This window comes from Mycobacterium sp. IDUB_9 (assembly GCF_055419505.1).
Window position 1 is genome coordinate 1327584 of sequence record NZ_JBVAXU010000001.1, and the last position, 11811, is coordinate 1339394.

General features: G+C 66.2%; 16 protein-coding genes and 2 tRNA genes. 9 read left to right on the forward strand and 9 right to left on the reverse strand.

Going from position 1 to position 11811, the window contains the following annotated elements; genetic code table 11:
- Positions 1-6 precede the first annotated feature (6 nt).
- Together ACZY08_RS06470 and ACZY08_RS06475 are read right to left on the reverse strand one after the other, a co-directional pair.
- Positions 7-519: a DUF1990 family protein gene (locus ACZY08_RS06470; RefSeq protein WP_463743721.1), complete on the reverse strand. Its 513-nt coding sequence runs from the start codon at positions 517-519 to the stop codon at positions 7-9.
- Positions 516-1538, reverse strand: a complete 1023-nt coding sequence (locus ACZY08_RS06475; RefSeq protein ID WP_463743722.1) for a linear amide C-N hydrolase — start codon at positions 1536-1538, stop codon at positions 516-518. Before ACZY08_RS06475 ends, ACZY08_RS06470 begins: the two co-directional genes overlap by 4 nt.
- Before the next feature lie 230 nt (positions 1539-1768).
- Here ACZY08_RS06475 and ACZY08_RS06480 point away from each other — a divergent pair, with 230 nt between their 5' ends.
- The 3 genes from ACZY08_RS06480 to ACZY08_RS06490 all read left to right on the forward strand — a co-directional run bounded on the left by ACZY08_RS06480 (position 1769) and on the right by ACZY08_RS06490 (position 3760).
- On the forward strand, positions 1769-2686 hold the full coding sequence (locus tag ACZY08_RS06480) for an acyl-ACP desaturase (protein WP_463743723.1): 918 nt from the start codon (positions 1769-1771) through the stop codon (positions 2684-2686).
- Positions 2687-2826: 140 nt separating this feature from the next.
- Positions 2827-3552, forward strand: coding sequence for a cutinase family protein (locus tag ACZY08_RS06485; RefSeq protein WP_463743724.1), 726 nt, complete (start codon positions 2827-2829; stop codon positions 3550-3552).
- Between the two features lie 58 nt (positions 3553-3610).
- Positions 3611-3760: a hypothetical protein gene (locus tag ACZY08_RS06490; protein WP_463743725.1), complete on the forward strand. Its 150-nt coding sequence runs from the start codon at positions 3611-3613 to the stop codon at positions 3758-3760.
- A gap of 13 nt (positions 3761-3773) precedes the next feature.
- Here the strand turns inward: ACZY08_RS06490 and pdxR are convergent, their stop codons facing one another.
- Positions 3774-5171 (reverse strand): MocR-like pyridoxine biosynthesis transcription factor PdxR, encoded by a 1398-nt coding sequence (gene pdxR, locus ACZY08_RS06495; RefSeq protein WP_463743726.1) that lies wholly within the window; start codon positions 5169-5171, stop codon positions 3774-3776.
- Between the two features lie 46 nt (positions 5172-5217).
- Here pdxR and ACZY08_RS06500 point away from each other — a divergent pair, with 46 nt between their 5' ends.
- Positions 5218-5640, forward strand: coding sequence for a hypothetical protein (locus ACZY08_RS06500; RefSeq protein ID WP_463743727.1), 423 nt, complete (start codon positions 5218-5220; stop codon positions 5638-5640).
- Positions 5641-6549 carry an NAD-dependent epimerase/dehydratase family protein gene (locus tag ACZY08_RS06505; protein WP_463743728.1) on the forward strand — a complete coding sequence of 303 codons (909 nt, stop codon included), beginning with the start codon at positions 5641-5643 and terminating at the stop codon, positions 6547-6549. It abuts the gene before it with no gap.
- Here the strand turns inward: ACZY08_RS06505 and ACZY08_RS06510 are convergent.
- Positions 6536-7351, reverse strand: coding sequence for a crotonase/enoyl-CoA hydratase family protein (locus tag ACZY08_RS06510; RefSeq protein WP_463743729.1), 816 nt, complete (start codon positions 7349-7351; stop codon positions 6536-6538). The two genes, ACZY08_RS06505 and ACZY08_RS06510, sit on opposite strands and share 14 nt — an antisense overlap.
- 19 nt (positions 7352-7370) lie before the next feature.
- On the opposite strand from ACZY08_RS06510, the gene ACZY08_RS06515 reads away from it, so the two are divergent.
- On the forward strand, positions 7371-7916 hold the full coding sequence (locus tag ACZY08_RS06515) for a TIGR03086 family metal-binding protein (protein WP_463743730.1): 546 nt from the start codon (positions 7371-7373) through the stop codon (positions 7914-7916).
- Here the strand turns inward: ACZY08_RS06515 and ACZY08_RS06520 are convergent.
- Positions 7913-8374 carry a DUF4334 domain-containing protein gene (locus tag ACZY08_RS06520; RefSeq protein ID WP_463743731.1) on the reverse strand — a complete coding sequence of 154 codons (462 nt, stop codon included), beginning with the start codon at positions 8372-8374 and terminating at the stop codon, positions 7913-7915. The two genes, ACZY08_RS06515 and ACZY08_RS06520, sit on opposite strands and share 4 nt — an antisense overlap.
- Positions 8371-9453, reverse strand: a complete 1083-nt coding sequence (gene hisC, locus ACZY08_RS06525) for a histidinol-phosphate transaminase (protein WP_463743732.1) — start codon at positions 9451-9453, stop codon at positions 8371-8373. The genes ACZY08_RS06520 and hisC overlap by 4 nt, the downstream gene beginning before the upstream one ends.
- An 88-nt stretch (positions 9454-9541) precedes the next feature.
- On the opposite strand from hisC, the gene ACZY08_RS06530 reads away from it, so the two are divergent.
- Together ACZY08_RS06530 and ACZY08_RS06535 are read left to right on the forward strand one after the other, a co-directional pair.
- Positions 9542-9633: transfer RNA gene (locus tag ACZY08_RS06530), tRNA-Ser, on the forward strand.
- A 37-nt stretch (positions 9634-9670) separates the two neighbouring features.
- A tRNA-Arg gene (locus ACZY08_RS06535) sits at positions 9671-9743 on the forward strand.
- Between the two features lie 152 nt (positions 9744-9895).
- Here the strand turns inward: ACZY08_RS06535 and ACZY08_RS06540 are convergent.
- The gene (locus ACZY08_RS06540) at positions 9896-10309 is read right to left on the reverse strand and encodes a hypothetical protein (protein WP_463743733.1); all 414 of its coding nucleotides are present in this window, start codon (positions 10307-10309) and stop codon (positions 9896-9898) included.
- A gap of 107 nt (positions 10310-10416) precedes the next feature.
- Complete coding sequence (locus ACZY08_RS06545; RefSeq protein WP_463743734.1) at positions 10417-10773, reverse strand: Fe-S protein; 357 nt, start codon at positions 10771-10773, stop codon at positions 10417-10419.
- A gap of 94 nt (positions 10774-10867) precedes the next feature.
- Here ACZY08_RS06545 and ACZY08_RS06550 point away from each other — a divergent pair, with 94 nt between their 5' ends.
- On the forward strand, positions 10868-11368 hold the full coding sequence (locus tag ACZY08_RS06550) for a metallophosphoesterase family protein (RefSeq protein ID WP_463743735.1): 501 nt from the start codon (positions 10868-10870) through the stop codon (positions 11366-11368).
- A 17-nt stretch (positions 11369-11385) separates the two neighbouring features.
- Here ACZY08_RS06550 and ACZY08_RS06555 read toward each other — a convergent pair whose 3' ends face one another.
- Positions 11386-11724, reverse strand: coding sequence for a winged helix-turn-helix transcriptional regulator (locus ACZY08_RS06555; protein ID WP_454792813.1), 339 nt, complete (start codon positions 11722-11724; stop codon positions 11386-11388).
- Between the last annotated feature and the right edge of the window lie 87 nt (positions 11725-11811).

An 11811-nucleotide genomic window follows, 5' to 3' on the forward strand; every position in this document is an offset into this window, starting at 1 on the left:
CAAGGTTCAGGCGGTGAGTGCCTGCAGGTAGCGGTGACGGAAGTACCGCTGTGCGATCAGCAAGGCCGGAAACAGCAGCCGCCAGGGGCCATCGGGTGCTGGTCGCGTGAGGGAACGTAGTGTCAGAAATACTGTGCCGGTGGTGTTTCGGTGCACGATGAATGCCTCTTCGCCGCTGACCGGGTGGCCGCGTTTGGTGCCGTAGGCGAACCCGCAACGATCGTTTTCGTTGACGACAGCGACCACCCGTACCGGCTCACGCACGACGACTGGCCCCCACCTTGCCGTGATGAGGTAGTCGGCACCCTCAGATGCAACATTGTCCGGGGTGACCTGAAAACCGCTGCGCCGCTTGATGCCCCATCTCATCAGTTCGGCCGTCGCGAAATTCCACACGTCATCTCCGTGGCCGACGACGATCGTGCATTCGAAGCGGCGGAAGCCCGGTGGGCTGGCTGTCCAGTTTTCGCACGCTGGATCGGTGAGGCCTGCCCAGCCATACGTCAGTTCGGCACTCACCCCTTTTTCGCCGCCGCCTCCAGCGTCTCCATGATCTTCGCGGACAGGAAGGTCATGGGGCCCTTGTCCACGAACTTGTCGGCCACGTTGCCGGCGATTCCGCCCTGCACCGCGAGCTCGCCGATCAGGTCGAGCTTGAGCTGCGGGCTGCCCTCGGAGAAATCGAGATCCGCCAGGTCGATCCACACGATGTTGGGCCGGGTCGTCGACTCGTAGACGTAGCGCTTGTTGGTGAGGTCGAGCACCACCTGCCAGATGGTCTGCGAGGCATCGGGTTTGCCCGGGTCCGGGATGCGGAAGGGCTGCGCGGCGTTGCGGATCACCGAGAACATGCTCGCGATGGCCTCCACCTGGCTGGACGGTGTGGGCAGCCGGCTCGCGTAGTAGGTGGCCCGAGCGAAGCGGTCACTGGCCAGGGTCGAGCCCGGGATCGGTTGGTCGCCGCCGAGGCCGGTGAACGACTTCACCAGTTCCAGCTGTTGGTCGAAGGTCGGTGAATTGGTCATCACTGTGTAGGCCTTCGAGTGATAGACCCTGGCCTTGCCGTCGACGTACTCGATGATCGCCGAGTCGCCGGCCGCGTCGTCGAGAGCCAGGTGCAGGCCGGGCCGGACGCCGCCAGTGGGATCGTCCATCTGCACCACCTGTACATCGGTCTCCTCGACCCACGCGACGGCCTCGGCGACGGTGGTGAAGTTGTCCAGGAAGTACTGCAGCCAGATGGCCTGGCCGAGCTGGGTGCGCGAGGCATCGGGTTCGCCATAGGTCGATTCGGCCAGCCACAGGATGTGGCCGGCCAGCCCGGCCTCGTTCATGCCGTCCACCGAGGTGAGGTCGAACGCGGTCGCGATGACGCTGCCGTACTTCGAGGTCCAGGTGAGCTTGCCGGAAACCGCGTCGTCGCGCTCGACGCCCCGGGGTTGCTTCCACAGGTTGGTCATCAGGTCCTTGTGGAAGTCCATGTTCCTGCCGACCAGGACGGCATCGCCCGCTTCGGGCCAGATGACTCGTGTGCACATGCCCGCGAGCCTAGTGCGGCGCTCTGTCACCGGCGGTATGTCACCGAAACATAAAGTGTGGCAGGCATTTTCGCTGGTCCCGGTCGTCGGCGGCGCTGATTGCCCATGGTGGCCGAAAACTGAGGACCATTCTTACCGAAAATTAACCTACGGTTCCGTAACCTACGCTACCGTAGGTTACGGATGTCTCGCTGACGTCGACGCGCTGCCACACACGTTGGGAGGACTGAATGGACACCGAGAGCGGAGTGCTCCACGAACTGGAGCCGGTTGTCGCGAGCAACCTCGACCGTCATCTGTCGATGGCGCGGGAGTGGTTTCCCCACGACTACGTTCCGTGGAGCCGCGGACGCGACTTCGCCTTCTTGGACGGAGAGGACTGGCAACCCGAGGATTCGCCGTTGAGCCACGTCGCCAAGGTGGCCATGACGGTCAACCTGCTGACCGAGGACAACCTGCCTTCCTATCACCGTGAGATCGCCACGCGGTTCTCCCGTGACGGCGCGTGGGGCACCTGGGTCGGGCAGTGGACAGCCGAAGAGGGCCGCCACAGCATCGCGTTGCGCGACTACCTCGTCGTCACACGTGGAGTGGATCCCGTTGCCCTGGAACGTCTTCGCATGACCCATACCGTGGCCGGGTACGACTCTGGTGACAAGACGCCGCTTGCGGCGATGGCGTATGTGTCGTTCCAAGAGCTGGCCACCCGGGTGTCGCACCGCAACACCGGGCGGGCGTCCGGTTGCCCCATCGCCGATCAGTTGCTCGCGCGGGTTGCCGCCGACGAGAACCTGCACATGGTCTTCTACCGCAATCTCATGGCAGCGGCGCTGGATATTTCGCCGGACGCCTCGATGACCGCGATCCGCGACGAGGTGATGAACTTCGCGATGCCGGGTATCGGGATGGCCGACTTCGCGCAGAACGCGATCACCATCGCCAAGGCCGGCATCTACGACCTCCGTGTCCATCACGACGACGTGGTGCAGCCGGTGCTGCGCTTCTGGCGGATCTTCGATCGCACCGATTTCGGGCCCGAAGGTGAGAAGGCGCGCGACGAGCTAGCTCAGTTCCTCGAGGCGGTCGACGAACGGGCCCGGTTCTACGAGGAGAAACGCGAGCGTCAGCGCGTCGGGGCCGCGTCGTAGCAACGAGAACACCTCCGCCGCGTCCGCTAAACGTGTCGTACATCACACACCCGGGTGGATTCGCCCGGCCTTGATCTTGGGTATCGAGGAGTAGTCGGTACGAAAAGTTGTCGCGGGTCGGAACGAGTGTGGGGTCGAGAATGAACCGGATTGGTCGTTGGTTGGCGGTGGTGGCATCGTCGGCGTTCGTGGCGGGTGGGTGCATCGCCGCAGCCGGTCAGGCTTCCGCGGAATCGTGTGCGGACGTGCAGGTCGTCTTCGCGCGGGGGACGTTCGAGCCACCGGGCGTCGGTGGCGTCGGGGACGCGTTCGTGAATGCGCTGCAGGCCAGGACGGGCGGGAAGTCCATCGATGTCTACGCGGTGAATTACCCAGCGTCACTTGACTTTGCGACTGCAGCAGACGGCGTCGCCGACGCGAGCAACAAGGTCAGAGCCACGGTGGCCGCGTGTCCCGACACCAAGATCGTGCTGGGCGGTTTCTCGCAGGGTGCTGCGGTGGCTGCTTACCTTACCGAGGATGCCGTGCCGCAGGGGTTCGTGCTGCCGCCGAGCATCAGTGGCCCGCTGCCCGCGGACGTGGCCGATCACGTCTCCGCAGTGGCCCTGTTCGGCAAGCCGTCGAGTGGCTTCCTGCAGATGATCTACACCGGTGCACCGCCGATCACGGTCGGTTCCCGGTACACGGGCAAGACCGACGATCTGTGCATCCCGGAGGATCCGGTGTGCTCGCCCACTGGCAGTGACAACAATGCGCACAACTTGTACGCCGCCAATGGGCTGACCGATCAGGCTGCCGATTACGTGGTCGGCAAACTGGGCATCAAGCCCGCCGACCGCAGTGTCGATCAGGCCGCCGGGCGGTAGGAGCTCCCAAGCTGACGCACGCTAGTGTTCGGGCACGTTCTCGGATAGGGGAGAGTCAGTGACGGAACAAGAGCAGCAGTTGACGCCGGGCCAGAAGGCCAAGCTCTACCTTCAGGCCGCAGGTGCGTTCGCGCGCAATCCCAAGGCGTTGGTCGCTCTGGTGAAGTACAAGCTGGCAGAGCGGAAGTCGGCCAAAGAAGCAGGCTGACACGGCGTTACGGTCAGGCCGCGCCCAATTGGCGCGCGGCCTGACCGAGCATTTCCACACCGGTCGCGATCTGGGTTTCGGTGAGGTTGGCATAGCCCAGGATCAGCCCGGGTGGTGCAGTGGTGGGATCGGCGTAGCACGGGGCCAGGGGCTCCAGCCGGATGCGTAACTCGGCCGCGCGACGCGTCAGGTCGTCGATGGGGAAGCCGGCCGGGAACCGCACGGTCAGGTGTAGGCCTGCGGCCGCACCGAGAACCTCGGCCTGCGGTAGGTGCCGCGCCAAGGCCGCCAGCAGCGCATCGCGTCGGGCCGGATAGCGCCGGCGCATCTGACGTAGGTGACGGTCGTAGCCGCCGGAGGTTACGAACTGGGTGAATGCGATCTGATCCATCACCGAGCTCCCGGTATCGGCCAGGCTTTTGGCGGTTCTGACCCGGTCGATCAGATGGGCGGGCACCACCATCCAGCCGATGCGAAGGCCGGGCGCCAGCGTCTTGCTGGTCGAGCCGAGGTAGACCACCCGGTCCGGCGCGACCCCCTGCAGTGCGCCCACCGGCGCCCGGTCGTAGCGGTACTCGGCGTCGTAGTCGTCCTCGATGATCAACCGCCCGGGCTGGGCCCATTCGAGAAGCGCGGTGCGCCGCGCGGTCGAGAGCACCACCCCGGTAGGTGATTGGTGGGCAGGCGTGGTCAGCACAGTGGTCGTGGGACTGGCGGCCAGCGCCCCGACGTCGATGCCGTTGTCGTCCACCGGGATCGGCGCCGGATCGACACCGTGGTGCCGTAACACCATTCGATGCAGCCAGAATCCGGGATCCTCCGTTGCTACCGGGCCGTCCAGGCTTTGGGCGAGCAGGGCGATGGCTTGCGTTGCGCCCGAGCACAACACGATGAGGCGGGGGTCGGCGACCACGCCACGGGTACGGCGGAGGTAGTCGGCCACCGCGGTCCGGGCGGCCGGCAGTCCGTGTGGTGCCACGTAGCCGAATGCGCTGGATTCGATCTCGGCCAGGCCCTGACGCATGGCCCGAAGCCAGGCCTGACGCGGGAAGCTGGCGAGATCCGGTGAGCCCGGGGCGAAGTCGGTGTCGAAGCGGGGGCGTGCGCGATCGGGATCGGAGCGGCCTGCGGGGACGGGGTCGACGGCGGCGACGCGGGTGCAGCCACCCTGGCTGCTGTGCAGGAACCCCTCGGCGGCCAACTGGCTGTAGGCCTCGACCACCAGGCGGCGTGACACCCCGAGGTCGGCCGACAGCACGCGGGTGGACGGCATGCGGGAGGCGGGGGTCAGGCGGCCGGAACGGATGGCGTTGCGTAGCCCGTCGGCGAGTTGGCGATGCAACGGCTGCTTACTGTCCCGGTCCAGTTCGACCAGCAGCTCCGGACCGGCACTGGTACCCGAAATTGCCATGGAATTGGAGCCTACTCGGAGACCACCTCGGCGTTAGCGTGATGACATGGCCAACGCCGTGCCGCCGGTGACGCGCACCCGGCGCTACCCCGAAGTGGTCCTCGCCGTGTTCGGCATCTACTCGGTGACCCTCGGTCTGTTCATGCTGTTGGCGCCGGGCGTGTTTTTCGACACGATCGGCGCATTCGGCGTGCGCAACGATCACTTCATCCTCGACAACGCGTCGTTCGAGTTGCCGCTCGGGTTGATGATGCTCGCGGCGCTCAAGTGGCCGCGCTGGCGGGTGCCCGCGCTGGCTTTCGCCACTGCGCACTGGGCCCTGCATTCGTTGAGTCACCTGATCGACACCAACCACGCCGCCGGCAGTTGGGTCGGCTGGCTGGAGGCCGCGGGCCTGGTGGTGACCACGGTGCTGTTGGCAATTGCGTTGCGTACCAGTGTGTCCGACGAGAAAGCGGGAGAACGATAGATGCGTGTCCTGGTGGCCGGTGCGACGAGTGTTCCCGGAATCCCGTTGCTGCGTGAGCTCAACCGGCGCGGCCACGAGGTGATCGGGGTGACCCGCTCAGCCGGCAAGACCGCCCAGATCTCTGAGGCCGGGGCCAAGCCCGTGGTGGCTGATGTACTCGACAGAACGCAGATCGATGCCGTGCTCAGCGAGTTCGCGCCCGAGACGGTGGTGAGCCTGCTGACGACGCTGCCCAAGTGGGGACCGAAGCGGCCCAAGGATTTCGGCCCCGCGACGCAACTGTGGAGCCGCGGAGCCCCGAACCTGGTGGCAGCGGCCCAACGCGCGGGCGTGCGCCGCGTGGTCGCGGAATCGGTGGTCTTCGCCTACGGCTATGGCGCAGGCGGGCCGGCGCTGATTGACGAGACCGATCCCTATCCCGGGCCGCCACCGCCGCACGGAGCTGAGTTCCTTGAGGCGTTGCGGGGGATGGAACGCACCGTGCTGAGTTCGGGTGAACACAGCGGCACCGAGGGAATCGTCTTGCGCTACGGCGTTTTCTACGGGCCTGGCGTCACCCACGACGAACTGTTCACCCGGCTGGCGAAATGGTGGGCGATGCCCGCGCTGACCGGCCCCGGAATCGTGTCGTGGGTACACATCGATGACGTCGCCCGGGCCACCGCGGACGCCCTCGACCGGGGACGCGGTGGCCAGATCTACAACATCGTCGACGACCGTCCGCAGTCGTTCGGCGACTACGTCCGAGAGCTGAGCCGCAAGCTGCACCGGCCGCGACCGGTGCCGATCTCGCATCGGCTGGTCGGATTGGTCGCCTCGTACCCGGCCACCGCGTTCGGGCGGGCCTGGCTGCCCTTGTCGAACGCGAAGGCCAAGGCCGAGCTCGGCTGGACGCCTATTCCCCGGTGAACTGGGGCGGGCGTTTCTGGAACATCGCGGTGACCGCTTCGGCCAGATCCTTCGACGGCAGGAACGCCGAATTCCACGCGGCCACGTACCGCAGGCTCTCGGCGACGCGGGCGGTGCGCTGCTGGTCCAGCACGTCCTTCACCCCCGCGACGGTCAGCGGCGGGTTGGCGGCGATCTCGGCGGCCGTGGCGTGCGCGGCCGCTAGCGAGGCGTCGGCGTCGGGGTGGACTTCGTTGACCAGGTTGATGCGCGCGGCATGCGCGGCGTCGATGTCCTTGCCCGTCAGGACCAGCTCCCGCAGATGTCCGTCGGACAGGATGAGCGGCAGGCGGGCCAGGCTGCCGACGTCGGCGACGATGGCCAGCTTGGTCTCACGCACCGAGAACTTGGCATCGGTGCTGGCGTAGCGGATGTCGGTGGCACTGATCAGGTCCACACCGCCACCGATGCACCAGCCGTGGATGGAAGCGATGGTCGGGGTGCGGCAGTCGGCGACGGCCGTGATGGCGCCCTGCATCTTTCGCAGCGTGGCGTGGAAATCGGCCCGGGCCTTCGCGCCGGCGTCCAGACCGGGCAGCGTCGCACCCATGGCAGGCAGGTCGAGGCCGTAGCTGAAGTTCTTGCCGGAACCGGTCAGCACGATTGCGCGCACCTCGGGGTCGGCGTCGAGGGTGCCGAACACGTCGGGTGTCTCGGACCAGAACGCCGGGCCCATCGCGTTGCCCTTGCCGGGACCCAGCAGCGTCACCTGGGCGACGTGGTCTTTGATCTCGACGGAAACGGACTCGTACGTGTCAGACATGGGGTGGACACTACCGAGTATGGATGAACTCGATAGTGCCGAGGCCACCCTCGACGTGCTGCAACGCGTGCTGAGTGGTGTCACCGCGGATGATCTGTCCCGTCCGACACCGTGTCGCGAGTTCGACGTGGCGGGGCTGACCGACCATCTTCTGAACTCGATCACGATGATCGGCTCGGCCGCGGGTGCGCAGCTTCCTGAACGCGACGCCGCCGCCTCGGTGGAGGATCAGGTCCTCAGCGCGGCGCGGCCGGCCGTGGCGGCATGGCGACGACGCGGGGTCGACGGCACTGTGCCGTTCGGGCCGGGCGAGGCGCCGGCGCAGATGATGGCTCGGATCCTGTCACTCGAATTCCTGGTGCACGCCTGGGATTACGCCGCGGCCACCGGGCAGACGGTCGACGTTGCCGATCAGCAACCGGAGTGCGTCCTGGGGTGGGCGCGGGAGATCATCACGCCGGACGGGCGCGTGCGCGCCGGTTTCGATGACCCGGTCGAGATCGGCGCAGACGCACAGCCGCTGGATCGACTGCTGGCCTTCACCGGCCGCAGGCCAACGCTTTAGACGCGCTGCAGGTAGAAGTACAGGTAACGACCGTCGGCCACGGCACCCTTGCCGTTCATGATGCCCATGACGGTGTTGTCGTCGACCACCTTGAAGTGGTCGTGCACGGGCCGGCCGTCGTAGACCATGGTCGCGGTCACCTCGCCGCGGAACTCCTCCAGCCACAGGCTGGCCTCGCCGTTCATGGCCTCGGTGTTGGAGAACTTGTTGCCGTCGGCATCCAGGCACACGAGTGGCTGGGCCTCGGTGGCCGAGCGGAACGTCTTTCCGAACCAGTTGAGCCGGTTCATGAATCCGTTGGCCTTGTGTCCGGTCTGGAACTCGCCGCCCTTCCACTCGCCCAGCATGAAGTCGATGCCGGCGGGCCGGAGCAGCGCCCAGAACGCGTCGAGTTCAGCGTCGGGGATCTGCCCCTCGCGGCTGACGAATCGGTCGAACGTGCCGCCTGCGTCGCTCACTTGGTATCTCCTGTCCGAGTCCCGGCGTCACCCGCGATCCAGCGTCGGGCGAACTCCAGAAAGGCGTCGTTCTCGTGCGGGGCCCCGATGGTGACCCGCACGCCGTCCTCACCGTACGGGCGCACGATGATGCGGTTGTCGGCGGCCCTGGCCACGAAGTCCAGGGTGCGTTCGGCCAACGGCAACCAGACGAAGTTGGCCTGCGAGGGCGGGAGCTCGAATCCCGCGTCACGCAGGGCCGTGCTGACGCGGATGCGCTCGGCGACGACGGCGTCGGTGCGGGCCAGGAGTTCGTCGGCGGCCTCCAGGCAGGCGATGGCGGCGGCCTGGGACACGCTCGTCGCACTGAACGGCACGTAGACCTTGCCCAGCGCGGTCACGATCTCAGGGTCGGCGACCGCGTACCCGACCCGCAGGCCCGCCAGCCCGTAGGCCTTCGAGAAGGTGCGCAGAACAACCACATTGCGGTGCGAGCGGACCAGGCCGAGGCTGTCGGGCAGCAGCCCGTCGCGGATGTACTCCACGTAGGCCTCGTCGAGCACGATCAGGATGTCGTCGGGCACCGCCGCCACGAACCGGGCCAGCGCCTCGGGTTCGACCACGGTGGAAGTCGGGTTGTTCGGGTTGCAGACGAAGATCAGCCGGGTGCGGTCGGTGATGGCCGCGAGCATGGCGTCGAGATCGTGAGTCTCGTCACGCAACGGCACGGGGACGCCCGTCGCGCCGGCGGTGCGGATCTGCAGCGGATAGATCTCGAAACTGCGCCACCCGTACACGACTTCGTCGCCGGGAGCGGATGTGATTTGTATCAACTGCTGGCACAAGCTCACCGAACCGCAGCCCACGGCGATGTTCTCCGGCGCGAAGCCGACGTGCTTGGCCAGGTGTTCGCGCAGGTCAAGATAACCGTTGTCGGGGTAGCGGTTGATGTTCTCGGTGGCCCGCAGGATCGCTTCGCGCACGCTGGGAAGCGGCGGGAACACCGTTTCGTTGCTCGCGATCTTGATTGCGCCGGCAACGGTTTTGCCTGGTGCGTACGCCGGGAGGTCGGCCATTTCGGGGCGCAATCGGATACTCACTTGGCCAGAATAGGGGAGGCTGTGTACTGTGTGCCCTCGGCGGTTTCGGGCGACAGGACGGAGTCCGGTACCCTCACAGAAGTTCGAAGGAGGCGTGCCAGAGCGGCCGAATGGGACTCACTGCTAATGAGTTGTCCCCCTTAAAGGGGACCGGAGGTTCAAATCCTCTCGCCTCCGCCACGGTTGACTTGTCAACCGCACAACTGAATAACGCTAGGCGCCCGTAGCTCAACGGATAGAGCATCTGACTACGGATCAGAAGGTTAGGGGTTCGAATCCCTTCGGGCGCACTTTAGAAAAATCGAGGCGCGGTCATCAGACCGCGCCTCGATTTGTTTGTTCGACGGCCTTGGTGCATCGAGATCGACATCAGGGCTGCGATTTCGGCGACACAACGACCCTGGCGTCGATCTCGGCGCATCGGCGCCAGGGACCGCCGGGCTTACTCGGAGGCGACGGCTGCCGCGATGTCGACGGCCATCTCGCGCAGTACGTCGTCGGTGACGAACTGACGCGCGGTCTGACGGTCCAGCCGCAGCACGGAGACCAGGAGTTCGATGTGGCCGGCCACCTGGACCCGGGCCAGCTCCGGCGGGAGGTGCAGCCCGTGCAGATCGGCGAGGAAGCCGCGCAGCACGGTGACGCGATCGTTCATCCACGGGGACCGGCCCGCCACTGCGAATGTCGAGGTCTTCAGCTGCCCGATGTAGCGCCGTTGCCGAGGCCTCTCGAACACGCCGTGGTGGGCTTGACGTGCGGACTCCGCGGGACGCGTCCTGGCCCGGGCATGGATCTCACCGCGCGGTGTATCGCATCCGGTGAATGCCGCCGTGCGCATGACCCTGGCGGTTGCCATGGCGTGTCTGTGACCCATCGTTCCCGTACCTGCCGACAATTGTTGTTTGCCAGTTAACTTTACGGGAAGGTCTCAGGTTCAGCTCAGGTTCGGCCCTGGCCTGGGGCTCAGTTCCACAGCACCGCGATCGCCGACGCCAGTAGTGGCAGCACGCCGGCGGCGACGAACAGTCCCATGACCGGTTGGCCGCCTGCGCGACGCTGCCGTGCGGTGCCGATGCCCAGTACCGCGCCGAGCGCGATCAGGATGACCAGCTTGGTGCCGAGCTTGGGGTAGTTCAGGACGATGCCGGCGGGCCACGGCGCGGCCAGGGCCAGGCCGGTGATGAGAGACAGCGTCATGCCGTACGTCATCACCGGGGTGATCAGGAATCGTCGGGCCGCAGCCTCGGCGATCCAGGCGCCGACCATGACTGCGAAGCCGAGCAGATGCGCATAAACAACTACGTTGCGTAGTAGATCCATGGTCGGAGTGTAAGCGCCGCGACAGCGCGGGACGCTCGAACCCGCCGATCTGCTTCCCGGGCCCGTTGGCCGCGGTCACGTAGGCTCGGCTGGCATGCGGCTGCTACTGATCGCCGACACCCATGTACCTAAGCGCGCCAAGGATCTGCCGGCTCAGGTATGGGACGAGGTGGACCAGGCGGATGTCGTTGTCCACGCCGGTGATTGGGTCGACCTCGCCCTGCTCGACGCGCTCAGCTCGCGTGCGGCGCATCTCGTCGGCTGCTGGGGCAACAACGACGGAGCCGAGTTGCGCAGGCGACTGCCCGAGCGTGCCGACGTGACCTTGGGCGGGCTGCGGCTGACCGTCGTGCATGAGACCGGTGCGGCCACGGGGCGGGAGGCCCGGATGGCCAGGGACTACCCCGGAACTGACGTCCTGGTCTTCGGGCACAGTCACATTCCGTGGGACACGACCGCGAAAACCGGTCTACGCCTGTTGAATCCGGGATCGCCGACCGACCGCCGACGTCAGCCGTACTGCACGTACATGACGGCCCGCATCGCCGCCGGAGTGTTGTCCGACGTCAGCCTGCACACTCTCGACCGGCCGTGACCGAACCCGGCGCCCACCTATCCGGCCTCGTCGGCGCAAATGAGTTCGATGTGCTTGGTGGCCCAATCGCCCAGTGGTTCAAGTGATTCGAGTAGCTCCTGGCCCGCGGGCGTCATGGAGTACTCCACCCGAGGGGGCACCTCGTGGTAGCTCTCCCGATGCACCACGCCGTGACGCTGGAGTTCCTTGAGGTGCTGCGTCAGCATCTTCTGGGATACCCCGGGCAGGCTGCGGTGCAGCGCGTTGAACCGCTTCGGTCCGGCTTGAAGTTCCCAGAGGATGAGCGGTTTCCACTTTCCGTCGACCACGGCGAACGCCGCATCGAGTCCGCAGGTGTACTTGCCCAGCTGGCTCATGACAGAATCCTCGCAGTTCAAGGCCAATAGTTTCAAAAAGGTAAGTATCCCACTTTTTAGTGGGTACTTGTCCTGCAGTCAGTGGCT